General features: G+C 37.4%; 17 protein-coding genes. 9 read left to right on the plus strand and 8 right to left on the minus strand.

Features of this window, described 5'->3' with window-relative positions; translation table 11 throughout:
* Positions 1-234: 234 nt before the first annotated feature.
* Complete coding sequence (locus tag F6K15_RS31305) at positions 235-1,956, minus strand: diflavin flavoprotein (RefSeq protein WP_293068993.1); 1,722 nt, start codon at positions 1,954-1,956, stop codon at positions 235-237.
* A 51-nt stretch (positions 1,957-2,007) separates the two neighbouring features.
* On the opposite strand from F6K15_RS31305, the gene F6K15_RS31310 reads away from it, so the two are divergent.
* From F6K15_RS31310 to F6K15_RS31320, 3 genes are all read left to right on the plus strand, one after another.
* Entirely contained in the window at positions 2,008-2,136 is a 129-nt protein-coding gene (locus tag F6K15_RS31310) for a hypothetical protein (protein ID WP_293068996.1), read from the plus strand.
* 496 nt (positions 2,137-2,632) lie between these two features.
* On the plus strand, positions 2,633-3,118 hold the full coding sequence (locus tag F6K15_RS31315; RefSeq protein WP_293068999.1) for a TerB family tellurite resistance protein: 486 nt from the start codon (positions 2,633-2,635) through the stop codon (positions 3,116-3,118).
* A 431-nt stretch (positions 3,119-3,549) separates the two neighbouring features.
* The gene (locus F6K15_RS31320; RefSeq protein ID WP_293069002.1) at positions 3,550-4,422 is read left to right on the plus strand and encodes a tRNA-dependent cyclodipeptide synthase; all 873 of its coding nucleotides are present in this window, start codon (positions 3,550-3,552) and stop codon (positions 4,420-4,422) included.
* Between the two features lie 202 nt (positions 4,423-4,624).
* Here F6K15_RS31320 and F6K15_RS31325 read toward each other — a convergent pair whose 3' ends face one another.
* A complete protein-coding gene (locus F6K15_RS31325; protein ID WP_293069005.1) occupies positions 4,625-6,352 on the minus strand; it encodes a diflavin flavoprotein in 1,728 nt (575 codons plus the stop codon).
* A gap of 453 nt (positions 6,353-6,805) precedes the next feature.
* Between F6K15_RS31325 and F6K15_RS31330 the strand changes: the two genes are divergently transcribed.
* The 5 genes from F6K15_RS31330 to F6K15_RS31350 all read left to right on the plus strand — a co-directional run bounded on the left by F6K15_RS31330 (position 6,806) and on the right by F6K15_RS31350 (position 10,988).
* Positions 6,806-7,489, plus strand: a complete 684-nt coding sequence (locus tag F6K15_RS31330) for a hypothetical protein (RefSeq protein WP_293069008.1) — start codon at positions 6,806-6,808, stop codon at positions 7,487-7,489.
* Positions 7,458-7,721, plus strand: coding sequence for a hypothetical protein (locus F6K15_RS31335; RefSeq protein WP_293069011.1), 264 nt, complete (start codon positions 7,458-7,460; stop codon positions 7,719-7,721). The genes F6K15_RS31330 and F6K15_RS31335 overlap by 32 nt, the downstream gene beginning before the upstream one ends.
* 520 nt (positions 7,722-8,241) lie before the next feature.
* The gene (locus tag F6K15_RS31340) at positions 8,242-9,366 is read left to right on the plus strand and encodes a class I SAM-dependent RNA methyltransferase (RefSeq protein ID WP_293069014.1); all 1,125 of its coding nucleotides are present in this window, start codon (positions 8,242-8,244) and stop codon (positions 9,364-9,366) included.
* A 251-nt stretch (positions 9,367-9,617) separates the two neighbouring features.
* Positions 9,618-9,785, plus strand: a complete 168-nt coding sequence (locus F6K15_RS31345) for a hypothetical protein (RefSeq protein WP_293069017.1) — start codon at positions 9,618-9,620, stop codon at positions 9,783-9,785.
* A 276-nt stretch (positions 9,786-10,061) separates the two neighbouring features.
* The gene (locus F6K15_RS31350; RefSeq protein WP_293069020.1) at positions 10,062-10,988 is read left to right on the plus strand and encodes a spermidine synthase; all 927 of its coding nucleotides are present in this window, start codon (positions 10,062-10,064) and stop codon (positions 10,986-10,988) included.
* A 227-nt stretch (positions 10,989-11,215) separates the two neighbouring features.
* Here F6K15_RS31350 and F6K15_RS31355 read toward each other — a convergent pair whose 3' ends face one another.
* The 6 genes from F6K15_RS31355 to F6K15_RS31380 form a co-directional block, all read right to left on the minus strand.
* On the minus strand, positions 11,216-11,635 hold the full coding sequence (locus F6K15_RS31355) for a peptidylprolyl isomerase (RefSeq protein WP_293069023.1): 420 nt from the start codon (positions 11,633-11,635) through the stop codon (positions 11,216-11,218).
* 879 nt (positions 11,636-12,514) lie between these two features.
* Positions 12,515-13,510 carry a zinc-dependent alcohol dehydrogenase family protein gene (locus F6K15_RS31360; RefSeq protein WP_293069026.1) on the minus strand — a complete coding sequence of 332 codons (996 nt, stop codon included), beginning with the start codon at positions 13,508-13,510 and terminating at the stop codon, positions 12,515-12,517.
* Between the two features lie 220 nt (positions 13,511-13,730).
* Complete coding sequence (locus F6K15_RS31365) at positions 13,731-16,577, minus strand: CHAT domain-containing tetratricopeptide repeat protein (protein ID WP_293069029.1); 2,847 nt, start codon at positions 16,575-16,577, stop codon at positions 13,731-13,733.
* Between the two features lie 199 nt (positions 16,578-16,776).
* Entirely contained in the window at positions 16,777-17,268 is a 492-nt protein-coding gene (locus F6K15_RS31370; protein ID WP_293069032.1) for a DUF3368 domain-containing protein, read from the minus strand.
* A complete protein-coding gene (locus F6K15_RS31375) occupies positions 17,265-17,510 on the minus strand; it encodes a UPF0175 family protein (protein WP_293069035.1) in 246 nt (81 codons plus the stop codon). The genes F6K15_RS31370 and F6K15_RS31375 overlap by 4 nt, the downstream gene beginning before the upstream one ends.
* A gap of 308 nt (positions 17,511-17,818) precedes the next feature.
* On the minus strand, positions 17,819-18,403 hold the full coding sequence (locus F6K15_RS31380) for a hypothetical protein (RefSeq protein ID WP_293069038.1): 585 nt from the start codon (positions 18,401-18,403) through the stop codon (positions 17,819-17,821).
* 313 nt (positions 18,404-18,716) lie between these two features.
* On the opposite strand from F6K15_RS31380, the gene F6K15_RS31385 reads away from it, so the two are divergent.
* A complete protein-coding gene (locus F6K15_RS31385) occupies positions 18,717-19,571 on the plus strand; it encodes a hypothetical protein (protein WP_293069041.1) in 855 nt (284 codons plus the stop codon).
* Positions 19,572-19,604 lie beyond the last annotated feature (33 nt).

A 19,604-nucleotide genomic window follows, 5' to 3' on the forward strand; every position in this document is an offset into this window, starting at 1 on the left:
TCCATCTCCCCATCTCCCCATCCCCCCATCCCCCCTATCTCCCCATCTCCCCATCCCCCCCATCTCCCCATCTCCCCCATCTCCCCATCCCCCCATCTCCCCATCTCCCCATCTCCCCATCTCCCCTGGGAAGGGTTAAGGGTGGGTTGACTCCTAAGTAATTAGGATTAATATCATACACACACTTCAGCAACGCCTATTTTGGATTTTTACCAGAGGTCTAATGACTTTACTTTAATAATAACTACCCGACTTGCGGAAATGAACTGCTGTTACCCCTTCATTCAAAACCTGACCACTCTCCACCACTGCATAAACCAACCAATGGTCGCCACATTCCATCCGGTTTGCTATCTTACATTCCAAATAAGCAAGAGCACCTGTCAAAACCGGACAACCATTCTCAGCTTCCTTGGTTTCCACTCCCACAAAACGATCTTCTCCCGGTGCAAAAGACTTCTGAAAATGCTTTCTCAATTGTTTGCCCTCTGCCAATATATTCAACACAAAGCGATCGCCTGTATGAGTCAAAGATTCCAGCGCACGGTCTTTCGCCACTGCAATAGTCACCCCTGGAGGATTAAAAGTCGCCTGAGAAACCCAAGAAGCTAACATCGCACTGGTGACATCTCCACGTCTGGCAGACATCACACACAAAGACCCCACAACACGTCCTACTGCTTGAGCTGTGCGGTCGCTTCCCGAAGCACTTGCCGAAGGTTTAGGAGCGCGAAGTTTCCGAGACTTAATCAAAGTCTGAGCAAAATCAATAGCTGCTTCCTTACAAGTTTGAAGCGTCAGATCGTCTGGCTTAAACTTCACCCGAATAGTTTCAAAACCAAACTTATAACCCGCATCTTTTAACTTACTTTCCAAAATCTCAATGGCTTCACCACTCCAACCAAAAGAACCAAATACCCCAGTTAATTTACTCTTAGAAGCTGTATTCAGTATAATCCCCAAAGCTGTTTGAATTTGAGTTGGTGCGTGACCGCCAAGTGTGGGGGAACCAATAATAAATCCATCACATTTTTCAATTGCTTCCTTAATTTCATCAGACGTGGCAGCTTCACAATTAATTGATTCTACAGCGACCCCTGCTTTAGTTAAACCCTTAGCGATCGCCTGAGCAATAGTTGCAGTATTACCATAAGCTGAAGCATAAAGCAAGGCAACATTCAAATCTCGTGAATTTTGTTCCTGACTCCACTTCCGATACAAATTTGTTAACTCGGTCATCCCATAACGTACCATTGGTCCATGACCGGAAGCATAAAATTTCACGCTCAAGTCAGAAATTTTATCTAGGGTAGAAAGCACTTGTTTTGCTTGAGCAGCATGGAGACAGTCATAATAAAAACGTCGGTCTTCGCTGTAGATACTCCATCCTTCATCAGCAACTTGGTCTCCACAAACATGAGCGCCAAAAAATTTATCAGTAAACAAAATTTGAGTTTTTGGGTCGTAAGTCATCAAGCCATCGGGCCATTTAGGAGTAGGAGTGGTAATAAATTGTAATTGATGACCATTGCCCAAGTCTAAAGTATCTTCACCTTTAACTATCTGAATTTTCAACTCTTCTTCTTGAAAATAGTCTTTGAGAGTTAAAGCTGCGGGGTTTGAGCAGATAAAAGTTATTTGAGGTGCTAGAGATAATAAAGCTTTTAGAGTATTACCACGGTTGGCATTAAAGTGTCCTAGAATTATATAGTCAAGGCGATGCCAATCTAAGCGTAATTGTAATGATTCTAAGTAATTTTTAGTAAATGATTCACCTGGTGGGTCGATGACAGCAGTTTTTTCAGCTTGAATGAGATAGGAGTTTGCAGTAGTGCCTTTTTGTAGAGAATATTCGACTTCAAACTTTAGTCTATCCCAAGTACGAGACCGAAGAACTTTTGTATCTTCACCAATTATGACAACTTGAACATCTTTTTGTTTGGTGGTTTGTAGCATAGTTTAGTTATATAGTCTATACAAAAATAATGTATAGTTCTATATCTTACCATGTTCGGGCGATCGCTTTCTTTAAGTCGAAAGTCAAAATATAAAAGTCAAAAGTCAAAAGTCAAAAGTAATATCCGATATCAAATCTGGTTAAATATTAAATTTTATCATATTCAGGCGATCGCTTGATTCAAGTCAAAAGTTAAAAGTCAAAAGTTAAAAGTAATATCCGATATCAAATCTGGTTAATTGCACATATAATCTAGTTAAATACTAAATTTGATCATATTCAGGCGATCGCTTGATTCAAGTCAAAAGTCAAAAGTCTTCAAGTCAAAAGTAATATCCGATATCAAATCTGGTTAATTGCACATATAATAATGACGTTGCATAAATGTAGGATGATTTTAATAGCTTTGTGTTTTGTGTTTTGTGGAATGGGCATCTTGCCCGTCCCTGTTCCAAATATTTTGCCGTTCCAATAATTTCCCTGCTGAAAAGACTTTACCTAGTCTGTTCAATCTTTCGATCCTGAGATTCTGTAGTGCAATTAGATGGATGTGATATCAACTTGAAAACTGCTGTAATTCACAAAAAAACTGAGTACTTAATCCAAAGTTGACACAAACAATCAAAATATAATAAGTTTGAAGATTGTTTAAACCTACAATCAAAGGAGCGAAATATGAGTAGTGGAAAAAGTTTGCAACTAACAAAATATTCCCAGCAGAGATACAATAACGCTCAATCCATTGATTTTGATGTGGCTGTGAAGTATGGTGGCGCACTGATGGCCATCGCTGGGGCAGATGGCGAACTGGCAGAAGCTGAATTCCAGTGGTATATTGATGAACAAGAGCTTTTGATGGTAGACTCTCAAGAGTACATAGAAGCACTACGCCAATTCGATTGGAAAAATGCCAACATTGAGGAGCTATTAAATGGGATCAGCTATAATTTTCCTCTAAATTTTCGCCGAGTTATGCTGTATCAAGCGATTAAGATGAGTCGAGCTGATGGTAGTTACCATGAAAAAGAAAAAGCAGCTGTGGCTAAAGCGGCAGAAATTTTAGGGATAGAACGTAGCATTGTTGTAAGTCTAGAGTCTTTAGCAGAAATGGAAGAATCAACTGAGCGACTGCGACTTGCCTTGTTTGAAAACGAAGTTTAATTTAGGTTAACACTTTGTTCTAGAGGATTTTGATAGGCTCGTCTTATGAGTTATATCATGTCCGGTTGAATAATTAGACTTTGGTGGAAGGAAGGCAGGAGGCAGGAGGCAGAAGGTTTTCTCCCATTTTTACCTTAATTTTATACACAAACGGTGCTACCGGACATGATATTAGTCATTATCCTTTTTTAATAGCTGAAATAACTGTGAAGACAACAGTAAATCTGGATTTCAGCATAATATTTCTCGTTTTTTTCAGATGGCTCCCATTAACGAAGTCAGAACTCAGAACTCAGAACTCAGAAGTCAACCCACCCCTCGCCCCTCCCCTTCCCAGGAGGGGAAGTAGGAGATTTGAGCTTCGCTCCAAAAATATTGCGCCTTAAAAGGCGGGGTTTTAGACCCATGTTATTTTGATAATATTTAACAGTATGAATAGTCGTAGCGATCGAGAAACAATTATTGAAAATTTTGACTGGAATCAGCTTTCCTTAGAGCAGCTAAAGTTGATTCAATCTAGAATTAATCAAGCAATCGATCTCAAGAGAAACGAGTTATACTTAACCAACTCTAATACCAAAAATACTCTAATTTATCAGTATAAAGCAAGTATATATAAAGTATCTCCCGTTCACCTACGTAGCTCATTGTCTAAGTATCAAAAGTGTATTTTTGGAATCAGTCTTGGAAGTAAAAATTTTCTCAATCGCGGGCGCATTGAAGGTTGTATCAAATGGATTAGCGAACACTTTGATACTTGCCTAGTCCTAGTTACTGATACCATATACCGACTGACAATTGAGGTAAGACAAGGATTGAAAGGGGATGAAGCTTGGTTAGAGGCCATTCGCACTGGAGAACAGTTTATTAATCAAAACTATTCGCTGTTCGAGCAGTATTCCGGAAACTGTCAATTTCAGTTGAAGACTACTTCAGAAATTGAGAAGCGATCAGACTTTAAGACATATTATGAAGAGCTTGAGAAGCTTTACAAAAAAAATGAATCTTTTCATGGTTTGGTCAATTTATTCGTTCAACAATATCTGAACCGAGATCAACAGGTAGAAACATCACAAGTGGATGAACTAAGGCAGCATCTAGGAATAACATACTTTCTTGAGGAGTGCGCTATAAACGCTTGCCTTTCCGAACAAGGATGGCAAGTTGCCGTTTATCCGGGTTCAATCAAAACTTTTGAAGATATATCAGAAGGGCTACACCCAGAAGTACCATTACCGCTCAAGCAAATGGTCTGGGTTAGTCTGCGCCTCAAAAAGTCGAATGCTAAAAGCGATAAGGAATGAGAATTTTTGGTGAAAATATCAGGAACGGGCAAGATGCCCATTCCACAAAACTATTAAAAATCGTTTGCTGATGGAATGCCCCGCAAACAGCAGTTTAGTAATCAGCGTTTCCTAACGGAATGCTCCGCAAACAGATGCCTAATTCTATGCACAAATTTTTAGGCTGATAGCTGATAGCTGATAGCTGATAGCTGATAGCTAGTTAATAATGATTACCTACTTTTCTATGATGCACCGCAGGCAAAATATCTGAGTCACTAACTCGTCCAGTATCAACAGCAGCATAAATAAGCCAATGGTCGCTTGCCTCCATTCGACTTACTACTTCGCACTCTAAATAAGCTAGTGCATCACCTAAAATCGGACTACCATTCTTAGCAGTTTGAGTATTTACTCCGGCAAAACGGTCTGCACCAGGTGGAAAGCGCTTCAGAAAATGTCGCATGAGACCTTGATAGTTATCTTCCCGCAATACATTTAAGACAAAGCGATCGCCTACTTGCATCAGCGCCTCAATTGCCCGGTCTTTTGCTACTGCGATGGAAACTCCTAGTGGTTTAAAACTAGCTTGCACTACCCAAGAAGCTAACATGGCACTACTAACCTCGCCTTTAGTCGCAGTGATAATATACAGACCTCCACTCAAACGACCTAAAGCTTTATCTAGATCACTATCAAGAGATTTCATCTGCTTAATATTCTGCTTCAAGCTCAAAAGTTGACCTGCGTCTGTACCTGCCTCTTCACATAATTTGTAGGTTAATTCTGAAGGAGTTTCTTTGATCAGAATATTGGGAAATGCTTGCTTGAGACCCAATTCTTTTAATTGGTTGGCAAGGGGATACACAGATAGATCGTCGCCACCACCAGATTCAAATAAACCGAAAGCCTGTTTTTTATTAGCTGCTGCCAAAATAGTACTAATGGCTGTTTCCATACTACTAGCAGCCGGATCAGTGGTTGGTGGCGATCCAATGACGATTCCTTTTGCCATTTCTACCAATTCCCGTACTTCTTGGGGGTCGGCAGATTTGAGGTCCATCATTTCTACTGCAACGCCTGTTTTGGTTATCCCGTGGGCAATTGCTTGGGAGAGGCGATCGCTATAACCATAATCAGAAGTATAGAATACAGCAACTGTTGTCTCTACTTTGCTTTGCGCTTTGCTCCACTCCTCATAACGGTTGGTTAATTCTACTAAGTTATAACGTAGTAGGGGACCATGACCTGTGGCAATGGTATTGATATCTCCCAGTTTTGCCATGCGTTTCATCGCACTCAATACTGAGCGAGCATTGGGGGCCATCAGACATTCGTAATAGAATTTATAGTCTGCTTCTATGTCACTCAGATTTTCATCGTAAGTCTTGTCTGAGCAATAGTGCATCCCAAAAGCATCACAGGTGAACAGAGTTTGGGTTTTGCTATCGTAGGTAAAAATAGTATCTGGCCAATGCAGATTTGGGGCAGAAACGAATTCTAGAACGTGACCGTTGCCTAAATCTAATTGGTCGCCATTTTTGACAATTTGTTTATTAAATGGTATATGAACTAAATTTTCTAAAAATTGGATTGCTACTTTTGCCCCAACAACTGTAACTTGGGGAGCTAGTTCGATAATGTCTTTGGCTAAACCACTATGGTCTGGTTCGGTATGACTAATAATTAGGTAATCAATTTCGCTAGGTTTGATTAGACCCCAGAGGATGTCTAAATATAACTGACGAAATTTTGCATGGGACGTATCAATTAGGGCTTTTTTTTCTCCCCGAATGATAAAGGAGTTGTATGTGGTACCATTCTGTAGACCAAATTCTATATCAAAGCGATCGCGGTCCCAATCAAGGGAACGAATGGCCGTGGTATTAGGAGCAATTTTACTTGTCTCCGTTGTTAGTCTATTTTTTACTCGGTCTGTTACTGCTACCATAAGAGACCTCTCTCTAATTTTTTTTGGTTTGATTTTTAACAAGCTCTCAACTAGCAGTTTTTGGCTTTTTTTACGAAATTTTCCGTCAACAGCTTTGAGGTTTTTACCTTAAATATCCAAAAGTTTTATAGCTCGGAGCTATTTGAGGATTTTTATCCCTAGTAGTAAGTTCGACAGTTGAGGAGAAGTTTAAATCTCCTTTTAAATTTTTTTGGATTTATCGCAGTCGAAGGGAAGGAGAGGACATATCAAAAGTGGAAAACTCAGACAACGCCATATTTTTCCTTCTGCCTCCTGCCTCCTGCCTTCTGCTATAAGTCAACTTAGGCTGATAGCTTATTGCTGAAAGCTGAGAGCTTTATAATATCTTTACACAATTTAACGATAAGTTTTTTATAGAAATTTTTATTATAAAGTTAAGAATATCAAATAAGGCTTTACTTATTTTGATTTTTGCAACATATTTTTGTCAAATTATGGTACGTTTATGGGGTTTTACTACTATCCAATGGCACATTAGGAGAAACAATGAAACACCGATTAGCCACCGTGGGAGTTGTTACAACTGCTTTAGTGCTGGGAAGTGTGATTCTGCCAACATCGGCACGGGCTCAGCTTTGTTATGGGTATGGCTTTGAGAAAGCAAATTATGAAACGGCAAACTTTAATATTAATATTTGCGAAACTCAAAGGGGTGAATATATATTTATTAGTCAACCTAAGAATGGAACTGAGCAAGATTGGTTGATTGTTGGTAATGCCACAAAAAGGGGGAGTTCTTGGGAAGCTTATGACCCGGTACGAGGAATTGAATATATTATTGGCCCAGATCAATATCGTGTAGATTCTACAACACAGAATGGCCTCACGGAGCGTGTAATTAATTACCAGGCTAAAGCAAGGGCTAAATTAAAAACTTGTTATATACTCAGGCCAAATGGATTGTATATTTTTGAGTCACGCAATTCAGCGAGTCGTAGAATTGGGGTGGTAGAAAATGGTCAGAGAATAGAAGTTATGGGAAATGAAGAAATTGGTAGTGGCACTCAAAGGTTTATAGAAGTTACAAATCCATATCAAGGATATATAGTTTCTAGAGATAGTAGTGGAAAATATATCTCAGATTGTTCTCCTTAAATTAAGGAAGAAGGAAGTAAGGAAGAAGGAAGAAGGAAGAAGGAAGAAGGAAGAAGGAAGAGGGAAGAAGGAAGAAGGAAGAAGGAAGAAGGAAGAAGGAAGAAGGAAGAAGGAAGAAGGAAGAAGGAAGTTGGAAGAAGGAAGAAGGAAGAAGGAAGAAGGAAGTTGGAAGAAGGAAGTTGGAAGAAGGAAGAAAAGATATCAATGTTATTTGTCATATAAAAAATGTTAAGGAAGGAAGAGGGAAGAAGGAAGAAAATATACATAGCATATTTTGGAAAAAATGATGTACAAGGTGTGAATAGTAAAACTCTTTCTTGTGGAGCGGGCATCTTGCCTGTCACCCCGTCTTACGGGTAGCAGGAAATGCTGTAATTTTGATTACTTATATAAAAAATATTCAAGAAGGAAGAAGCAAGAAGGAAGAAAAAATATAAATATGATTACTTATATAAAAATAATAAAGCTCTTACAAAAATGGAAGTAAAATCAACTAAATTACCTGTACATAATTAGTTTAACTAATGGTATAAGTAGGAAACAAAAAATACAGCAGATTTGGTGGTATATTCGGTTCTGGGTCTCGGCACTTTTGAGTTATTTCTATCATAAGTTGAATAGACATCTGGTGGAAATTACACTTATGGATCATTTTTTGTGTCTTTTTTCAGAAATTTTCTTCCCTGTTGCCTGTTGCCTGTTGCCTGTTGCCTACTTCTGCAAAAAGCTTATTCTTGTTCACCAGATGTCTAATGAATCAATACTATGCCAAGGTTGCTAAAGGGTTAGAAGCTATTGCTGCCCAAGAATTAAAAAGTTTAGGAGCGGAAAATATTTGTCCAGAATTTACTGGGGTAAGTTTTACAGGGGATAAGACTTTACTTTATCGGGTTAATATCTGGGCAAGAACTATTTTTAGAGTTTTAGTTCCTATTGCGGAAGTTCGATGTGTTAACCGAGAAATACTTTATAAAGAGGTAAAAAAAATTCCTTGGCAGCGATATTTTTCTCCTAAAAATACATTAGCAGTTAATTGTACGGGAAGTAATGAAAAATTAAAGCATACTCATTATACTGCTCTGCAAATAAAAGATGCTATTACTGAACAACAAATAGAAAAGTTTCGCTACAGGTCAAATATCGATACTAAAAATCCTGATATATTGATTAATGCTCATATTCAAAATAATAGTTGTATCCTCAGTTTAGATAGTTCTGGTAGTAGTTTACATCAGCGTGGCTATCGTCTAGCAATGGGGTTTGCTCCTCTGAAAGAAACTTTAGCAGCAGCCATTTTAGAAATGGCAGAATATTCTCCAGATATACCTTTTTTAGACCCTTTATGTGGTTCTGGAACTTTACCTTTGGAGGCAAGTTTAAAAGCACTAAATATTGCACCGGGACTTTTGAGAAATAAATTTTCTTTGATGAAGTGGCGTGATTTTGATAAGTCTCTTTGGCAAGATTTATTAACGGAGGCTAAAAATAGTCAATTAACAGAATTAAAATCAATAATTGTCGGTTGCGACCGCAATCCTGAAGTGCTTTTTCAAGCTCGAACTAATGCTGAAAGATGTGGGGTAGGGAATAAAATTAAGTTTATTAAAACGGATTTATCTAAATTAAAACCTCCCGCAGATCGAGGGATTATTATTTGTAATCCTCCTTATGGTGAACGTTTAGGAGAAGTGGAAGAATTGGGCGAACTTTATAAAATGTTGGGGGATATTTTTAAACAACGTTTTACTGGATGGACGGCATTTATTTTGACGGGAAGTAAACAATTATCTAAACAAGTAGGATTAAGAACTTCTCGGAGAATTCATGTTTATAATGGAGCAATTCCTTGTACTTTATTGAAGTATGAATTGTATTAGGCAAATTAGGAGTTAGGAGTTAGAAGTCAGGAGTTAGAAGTCAGGAGTTAGGAATTAGGAATTTCTAATATTAAAGAAAGTTGAGTAAACTCAATGCACAACTTTTGAAAAATGATCGAGACTTACGCAAATTCACCTTTAAAACGCCATATGTAGGGGCGTTAATGATAGTTATGCGCAAGCTTTTGGCATTTGCTAACGCAAAGTGCTGATAATATTATATTAAATCTGTTTAATTAGGTATAAAAATATTGGGTAGTCCTACTTTCGTAATGGTACATAGCAAAAAGGAATATAGTACTACCCAAATAGGTTATACCAAGCGTGATAAATGTTTGTTACAAATGGTAGGGACGTTGCATAAGAGCGTCCGTACAAAAGAAGGAAGAGGGAAGAAGGAAGAAGGGGTAAATATTTAAAAAAAGGGAAAAACGATAGAAATAACTATATAAAATTAACTGGAGTGGCTATTTTTAAGCATATCCGTTATAGATATACTTTTTATAGCATTCTTTTTTCAAATTGGTATTAGGACATTAATGAATCCTCAAACTCAGTCAAGGATTACTTCTGACATCTGTAAGGGCGAATGGCATTCGCCCCTACTGACTTGCGCATAGCGCTATACCTAGCACGGGAGCAAGATGCTCCCACTGTTCTTGTAACAAATATAATTACAATGCACGACTATTACAATGAATAATCAAAAATATTGGCAAACTAAAAATTTAGAAGCGATTCAACAAAGGATTTCTTGGCTGTACGAACAACCAGATGGAATAATTTTTTCTCAGCCTTCTGGCATACACTTTTTAACTATAAAAAAAATCAAATTTATCATTCAGTTAGTATTAGTAGAACAAGTAACTTTAAAAATGAATTGGGTTCAATCTATACTTAATTTGAATAATCCCATGTATTTAATTTTTTCTTATACTCAAGCAATGATGTTAGCTTTAGTCTGGAATAGTCAACCACAAAAAATTTATATAGCAGGTTTTGGAGGGGGTAGTATTCCTCAAGTTTTTCACCATTATTTTCCAGAGACAATAATAGAATGTGCAGAGGTTGATGCGAGTATATTGTCAATAGCTCAGAAATTTTTTGGGGTAGAATTAAATGACAGATTAAAGGTGAAAATTCAGGATGGTAGAGAATATTTAGAGCAACAAAATCAGGATAATCTGTATGATATTATTATGATTGATGTAGCTTTTGGTAATGGCTATATGCCTTATAATTTAGCTACTAAAGAATTTTATGAGCTGTGCGATCGCCATTTATCAAATTCTGGGGTTATAGTCGTAAATACGTTAAACAGTAATGACTTTGAAGCAGAGTATATAAAAACTATTAAAACTGTCTTTCCTTCTATTTATATTTGTCACACTAGCGGCAAAAATACAATTATTATTGGTACTCGTGGTGGTTTTCTGAGTCAAGAAGAAATTAGAGAAAAAGCTAAATTTATTCAGGATTATCATCAATTTTCTTTTCCCTTAGTTGACAGAGCAAATGAGATAAAAATGATTGATGAATTATCAAATTTAAACTTAGACCAAGCTTCAATTCTCCAGGATACTGCTTCACCTGCTAATTACTTTGATTCTTGGTTATTTTAAGGAGTCAGGAGTCATTTCAGTTATCAGTTATCAGTACCTCTGCCTGTTTGCGCAGCATTCTGTCCTGGAATAAAAAAGTAGGGACATTGTATAAAACATCCCTAGTCTAACAATAATAAATAAAGAGCTACAACTAGATAAAAATTGTTTAATTAGGAAAGCTTTTGAAATGTATTTTCTTTCTCTATCCCACTCCCCATTTTCTTCAATTTATCAACAGAGAAAAACTACTTTTCAATCTTCACAGAAAGAATTTTGTCACCTTTCGTAATAGCATTTACAACATCCATATCCTCTGTTTTCCCAAAAGTTGTATGAACACCATCTAAATGAGGTTGAGGAGCGTGACAAATAAAGAATTGACTACCACCTGTATCGCGACCAGCATGAGCCATTGATAAAGTTCCGGCCAAATGTTTATTATTATTAATTTCACATTTAATTTTATAACCAGGGCCACCTGTTCCTGTACCTTGAGGACAACCACCTTGAATCATAAAATTAGGAATAACACGATGAAAATTTAAGCCATCATAAAACCCTTTTTCACTTAATTCGACAAAATTTTTCACAGTATTAGGGGCATCATTATCAAATAATTCTAGATTGATGGTTCCCTTTTCAGTTTCCATGATAGCTCGTGTCATATTTGGAATTTCTCCTCAAGTTAATTTGTCATATTATACGCTATTTACCAACAATATTTTTCTAATCTAGCGACGTTATAGAAGGAAGAAGGAAGAAGGAAGAGGGAAGAGGGAAGAAGATAGAGGGGATAAGCAAGAAAGAAGAAGATCAATCTTGCCTTGTTTGAAATATTCTATAAGTTCTAATAGTAATGGCATTTGCTATAACTTTTAAATTCTGAATTGACCCATAAATTAGTTAATGATGGAGAATTATGCAAATATGCTATGCATAAAGCTAAATTTTTTTTGCTGTACTATTATGAAAAATAATCAGATAAATTAGTATGGATTATATTTAGCTATTTTTGAGTCACCCTTAACTATTGACCAGAAAATTAGGTTTCAAGCCTCCCTTTTCAAGGGGATAAAGAAAAGAAAATTTAGTATTTTCAAGCTTCCCTATTCCAGAAGGTACTGTTAACTGATAACTAATAACTGATAACTGAAATTACACCTTTCAATTTCCAATAAAACTTGCCATTTAATAATTAAAATTCTTCTCAATCAAATCAAAAATAACTCGAAAATTTAGATAATATTCACACAGTTTTAGGAACAGATATATTGTCTTTGTTTATCTTAAATTGTTAAGCATTTCCTTCGGAATGCTGCGAAACAGCGGTCAGCTATTAGCTAGCCTCCTATGGTCGGAACTGCGAACTTCAGCAATTAATTTTCGGGAAGGTAAAAGCAACCTTTGAAATTGAATTTTAATAAAAAGTTACTACCATGGGTCTCCTTCCTACACCTGAGAAGTAATTATTCATTACTAATTGCTGTTTGCGTAACATCCCGTAGGGAAGCGCTGACTGCTGACTGCTGACCGCTGACCGCTTTTTAAATAGTCAAAACAATTTTACCAACCATCGACCCTGCTTCCAACATTCGATGTGCTTCTATTGCATCATCTAAAGCAAAAGTTTTATTCACATGAATCTTTAATTTTCCTTGGTCAAATAACCGCCCACATTGTTGCAAAATATTAGCTTGGTCTACTTGAGCTTCCATCAAACCTTTCATCATTGGAGTTAACATTAATTCCAACCCTATTCGCAGATTTCTTTGCCTCGCAACTTTCAAATTTCCCAAGTTAACATCTGGTTCTAAAATTGTTACTATATCCCCATAAACTTTCACGGCTGGAATAGTGTCATAAAAAACCTTTCCACCAATAGTATCAAAAGCTAAATCTACCCCTTCCCCATTCGTCCAATCTAACACGACCTGCACAAAATCTATATTCTTAAAAATTGCTAAATCTGCACCTAAACTTTTCACAAAATCTGCTTTTTCTGCTGAACTAATAGTAGTAGCAACCTCTGTTCCTTGTAACTTTGCCAACTGTATAGCCACATGACCAACCCCACCAGCACCGCCATGAATTAATACTTTCCTGCCAGCTTCTAATTTTCCCCTGTCATATAAAGATTCCCAAGCAGTAATTAAAACCAAAGGAGCAGCAGCAGCTTCAACAAAGCTTAAAGAAGTAGGTTTTTTAGCCACAAATCTTTCATCAACAACAGTCAATTCCGCATAATTTCCAGGAGTTGCTCCAATGCCACTATGACAAAAATAAACTTCATCTCCCACTTGAAAATTTTCTACATTTTTACCAACTTCCGCCACAATACCAGCACCATCACATCCTAAAATAGCTGGTTTTTGATCTGGGAAAAAAGTGCCACGAGTGCGTAATTTTGTATCAATAGGATTTACTCCGGCAGCTTTCAAACGCACTAATATTTCTCGGTCATTTTCAATTACAGGGTCGGCAACTTGTTGTACTTGTAAAACTTCCGGTGCCCCTGGCGATGTCATTACAACTGCTTTCATAGTTGATTTTCCGCTGATGTTAACTCTGTTAGTAAAAACATTAAGTTTACATTAATTTTTATATTTTGTCTATAGAGAGTCATTTCAGTTATCAGTTATCAGTTATCAGTTATCAGTCCTACTTCTGACTTCTGACTTCTATTAACGCTCCTACTCCTGACTCCTGACTCTTGTAAGGGCGAATGCCATTCGCCCCTACTACCTGACTCCTAAACGAAGTTTAAAACTCACTTCCGTCACCAATTAAAATCAAAGGCGACCAATAAAACGGATGAATATTTTCCCTAACATAACCTAACTTTGCCTGCCGCAACGCCTCAACCTTCGTCATTCCTTCCTTCACATTCTCATAAAAATTCACCATAATATCCTTTGTTATCCCATCCTCCGCATTCCATAAACTAGCAATAACCGCATCAGCACCTGCACGCTCAAATAAATAGGCAACTCCGGCTATTTCTTCACCATTGGAGTCTGCTTTCATGGCAGTTTGGCAAGCACTCAACACAATTAAGTCTGTATTTTCTAATCCTAAAAGTGCAGCATCGGCAATATTAAAAGTTTCTCTGTTGGCAAACAGAATATTATTAGCTTCTAAACCGACACCGGGACAACCTCCTTTTTGAAAGCAACCGTGGGTAGCGAGATGCACTAAGGGAAAACCGGAAGATTCTGTTTTGAAACTGGCGAGGGTTGCTTTTTCCCGAATTAAGTGTTTGCCTGAGAATTTTTCTACGATACTTTTGGCTTCTATTTCTGCACCGGGGAGGTCTATTTTTGTAGGAGTGGGATTCCCAAATGCTAATACTTTGGGCGATTTGGTGGTTTTGGAATGCTGTTTTCTGGTGGCGGAGATGCGGGTGAGGTTGTGGATGGGGTATTTGGCAATTAGGTATTGGTTGGTTTCTTTGTCGTAGAGGGTTTCAAAAGGGATATAGCGGAGTTTTCCCGTGGCAATAATGGCGAGTTGTTTCGGAGAATAAGCTGTTATTTCTGTTTCCATGGGACGAATGAGATAGTCGTAGAGTTTTTCTTGGTTAAGGTCGTAGTCGTCAGCATTGGGGTTTTCTAGTTGGGCACGATATTCGGTGAGAAGGCGATCGAATTCTTTGGCATCGATGGGTACTTTTTTGACTATGGTGGGTTTGTCTCTGGTGACGAGGAATATGGCAATGCTATCGGAAACACGTGCAACGCCAGTTAAAAGAGCAGGTTGAATAACAACGGTACCCGGTGCAATATTGGCTTTGAGTTTGTCGATGTCTTCGGGTTTGAATTCAAAAAGCTCGGCAACTTCTGGGTATTTATTGGTAATGTCGGCAGCGAGTTGGTTGGTTTCTGCTTGTAACTGGTTAATTTGTTGGGAAAGTTGGGGACTCCATTCATCTTCTATTTTGCTATAGAGAACTTGTAATTGTTGATTGTTTTGTTGCCATTGGTTAATCAGTTTTTGAGCTTCTGGGTTTTTGACTTTGGCATCAATAAGACGAGTGTAGTCAGCGAGGTCGAAGGTGGTGGCGAGGTTATACCATTCCCAGGCAATGTCAGGTTGGTTTTGGTCGATTAGGATATCGATAAGGGCAACAGGAGTACTTTCATTATCTTGTATAAAGGCTTTGCGGTGTTGTTGTTGTAGACCTGCACGAATTTTCATGGTTATTTGTACTGATTCTTTCCAGCTTTTTATTGCTTCCTGTGGTTGTTTACTGTCTCGGTAAATTACACCTATGTTAGCAAGAATAGTAGCTTCCCTTGAGTGATCGCCTATTTTCCGGATGATGGGTAATGCTTGCTCATAGTATTTTAATACCTTTTCTGGTTGATCAATACTGTAGTAAACTACACCTATGTTATTAAGAGTAGTAGCTTCCCCTGAGCGATCACCTATTTCCCGGAGGATGCGTAAAGCTTGCTGGTAGTATTTTAATGCCTCTTGAGGTTTACCTATATTTTGGTAAGCTACACCAATTTTATTAAGAGTAGCAGCTTCCCCGGAGGGATTTTTCACTTCCTTAAATATTGGTAAAGCTTGCTGGTAGTATTTTAATGCCTCTTGAGGTTTCCCATTCTTGTCGTAAACTCGACCGATGTTATTGAGAGTAGTAGCTTCCCCGGAGAAATTTTGCACTTCCTTAAATATCGGTAAAGCTTGCTGGTAGTATTCTAGTGCCTCTTGGAATTTACCTATACTACTGTAAACTTGACCGATGTTATTAAGAGTAGTAGCTTCCCCGGAGGGATTTTGCACTTCCTTCAATATCGCTAAAACTTGCTGGTAGTATTCTAATGCCTCTTGGAATTTACTTATACTACTGTAATGTAGACCGATGTTATTAAGAGTAGTAGCTTCTCCTAAGCGATCTCTTATCTTTTGTTGAATAACTAAAGCTTTCTGGTAGTATGTTAATGCCTTTTGGGATTCACCTACACTGCTGTAAACCGCACCTATGTTATTGAGAGTTTTAGATATTCCTAAGTGATTACTAACTTCCAAACTAATGGATAGTGCTTGTCGTAAATATGTTAATGCTTTTTGGGGTTCACCTATACTGCGGTAAACCGCACCGATGTTATTAAGAGTTTGAGCTTCTCCTAGACGGTCAGAAATTTCCCGCATGATGGATAACGCTTGCTGGAAGTATTTTTCTGCCTCTTTTGGTTCACCGATACTACTGTAAACGGTACCAATATTATTGAGAGAAGTAGCTTTCCCAAAGTGGTCGCCTACTTCTCTGTAAATCATGAAAGCTTGCTCGTAGAAGTTTAATGCTTTTTGTGACTTGCCTATGCTATAGTAGTTAAAACCAATAGCAAGGTTTGCTAATGCTTCCCATTTTCGGCTTTGAATTTTTTTGGCAATAGTTAATGCCTGTTGAAGTGTTTCTATAGCTTTCAGAGGTTGCCCTTGCTGCTTTTGTTGCGATGCTGTTTTTAGTAGTTGCTCTAACTTTTCTGCCTGAGAATTGGAAGTTTGGGCGTAACTCCGTTGTGGTAATAGTGGCAGTATTAGGGGAGTTGTAGTCAGGGTTGTTATTCCTATTAGAGAGGTAATAATAATTCGTTTCATAGTCTTATTTTCCTGAAATAAATAATCGAATAAAATATAATGTGTTATTTTTAAAACAAATATTATATGTAAGGTAGGCAAATCTATAATGTGAGGGTCTCACTAACGCAATAGCAGGAGCAGAAGCGCAACGGGAGCAAGATGCTCCCACTGGCCAAAAATTTAATCTTGACTAACCACTACTACAACAGTCTATTGATTAAAAAGACTCTCCAACAATTTTCAGGATACGGTCGTACAGAGGCTTTGCTACCCAGAAACCAGCTTGATAGATGAGCGCATCTAACAAAGGTTTGACTTCAGGAATCAGTTTTCGACTTTTTGCCGCAATTAAAATCCCTAAAACTCCTGTATATCGTAAATTTAGGCTCTCTGCTACCATCCGACCTCGACGCTCGTCAAGCAAAAGTTGATCTGCTGACATCTCTACTGCCAAAGCGATGGCCTCAGCTTCACCCGGATCTAGTTCCTTTTGCAACAGCTCGACCAAAACTTGGTTACTGACTGGGCAAATTGAAATCCAACTATATGTTTGAACTTCAGTTGCACCAGCTACCGGAAAAGTTGTTTCTGTCAATTCCTGGTAAACAGCAGTCGGAATAATCACATTACCGTATAGTTGGTGCAGTAGATTCAGTTGGTTAATAGAGGCTAGGTTATTGATAGCTGAAGTATCGCTAACAATAATCATATTATCCCCATCTCTTGTAAGTTTTCAATGTCTTTTTCCAAGTCTTCTATGTCATAATGAACTGGAATTTGACGACTAGCTAATAAATGCTGAAAAGCAATCCTATTCATGTCAGCAAATCGACTAGCTTGACCTAGAGTTAGTTTATCTTTTTGGAAAAGCATGACAGCTATTTCCTGTTTCATCTCAGATTCTGTCATTCTAGTGGCTACCAAAATTTCATCAGAAATAATAATGCTCATAGTGAAATTAAGTATTTTTTCTGTTATTATAACAAAATATTTTTAGGTAATTTTTTTTATCTGTACCACTTATAAATTAACAGGAAAAAACTATGATGTTACCTGATAAAATTTTAGAAGAAATTTACAAAATTTGAGAAGAATGGGTCGCGCTAGATACACTTAAGGCAACCTACAAGTTTACTCAAAAATTATGAATATTGTTGGGTTGCGCTGCCGCTTAACCCAACCTACAAGTTTACTGTCAATTCCTAGGAAAAAAATTAACATTGTTGGGTTGCGAGATACGCTGAACCCAACCTACAAAGTTATTCTTCTCTTGAGTGAGAAGTAGCAGTAATAATTAAAATTTGTTGCTCCGGTTGAAACTCAATTTCACTGACAATATAACGACTCTTAATAATATTCCTAAAAGGTCTAGGTATACCCTTTCTATCATTTACTCCCACCACAGCTTCAGGCTTAATCTTAGCAATACCTTTCTCTATATTCTCCCATTCCAACCCACTCATTTGTACCTGAAAACGTTGGGGTTTACCCTTCATCTTCACCTCATCCCCACGAATAACAATATATCCAGTGGAAGTTGGCCACCAAATATCCCCATTAAACTCAACTCTGGTAATATTAGCGATCGCTTCTCTGCCATTACTGCTACCTCTTGTAATAGTAAGGTGTTGAGAGTTTATTTCTGTCAGCTTACCGGATCTACTGTCGCCATCTTTTAGTATCACTCTTGCCTTAACAGGTAATGACATGGGAATAGGTTGTGGTTGTAATTGGGCTTGAGCTTCTACAATAGGGTTAGAATTGCTAATAGCTTGTTTCATGTCTCCTATCACTACTGTAAGACAGGCCACTAGAAAAATAATTATGATTTTAGTTATCTTCATTGTGGATATCAGATAGAAATATTGTCTACTATTATTTCTTCACTAGAAGAGTTAATTTTTCTGAAAATAGCCTCTACTAATATCATTTATCAGTTGTCAAAAGTAAGATTTTATGGACTGAAAACTTTAATACTATTAGGACTTACCCATAGTAGAATCCCCCCAAACTCCCCTTAGAAAGGGGGGCTTAGAAATAATGACTCCACTTAGAAAGGGGGGCTTAGGAATAATGACTTCCCTTAGAAAGGCTAGGAATAATTGCTATATTTATAGATAATATAATTGGCTCCAGTCAAATCATAACTTATACAAAATGTTGGGAAGAATTGCAGGTTTATTAAGTTTATTAGGAATTGGTTTATATTTTACAGGTTGGATTTATCGTTGGGCTTATTTTGCTTATTTTCAACTGGAAGTAACTACTCTAGATTTACCTTTTGAATCATTTTTCATTGTGCCAATACAGGTATTTTTTGGTAACATATCCAGTGGAGATTTTTCAACTTTTTTTCGTACTATAGTAATAGCGATCGCTTCTTTTATTATTGTTCCAAATATTTTCCATCTAATTAAAATTTTTACCCAAAAATTAGATAAAATTCTTAATGAATTGCGTTTAAAATTATTGAAATGGAGCTTAAAAACTAAACACCAAAAAATACCACAGAATATTCAATCATTTCTTTATTTTCAACAAATTAACTATCATAAATATGACAAAGTATTAATTAATGAAATTGTCATAGTCACCTGGTTATTAACAGCCTTATTTTTTCTTGGTCAAAGTCAGGGAAAAATTGATGCTATTCGAGACTCGCGCAACGAAACATCATTTCTTCCAGTAGTGACTTTAATAACACCAGAAAATAGACTACCATTAGGCAGAAAAATTGACGATATTGGAGACGATCCTAATGTTGGCAGTTTTCGTGTTATTGGAGATTTAGAATTATATAAAGAGTTACTACAAGGGGATTATAATAACAAAACTGACCCTAATTATCCGCAAATTGTGTGGCGACTGCTGATAGATAGAGATAGTCAATATTACATATTCCCCTCTTTGTCAAAAAATGACCCACCAAATGCTCATCCTCCCGTTGTCGTTATTCAGCAGAGCGATCGCGGGGAATATATTGTTATTCTCAGTCCAGAAGCTCCACCCTGAGTGTGAGTGTGGGGAGTGTGGGGAGTGTGGGGA

Origin of the sequence: Okeania sp. SIO2B3 (genome assembly GCF_010672525.1) — a bacterium.
Lineage (GTDB): Bacteria > Cyanobacteriota > Cyanobacteriia > Cyanobacteriales > Microcoleaceae > Okeania.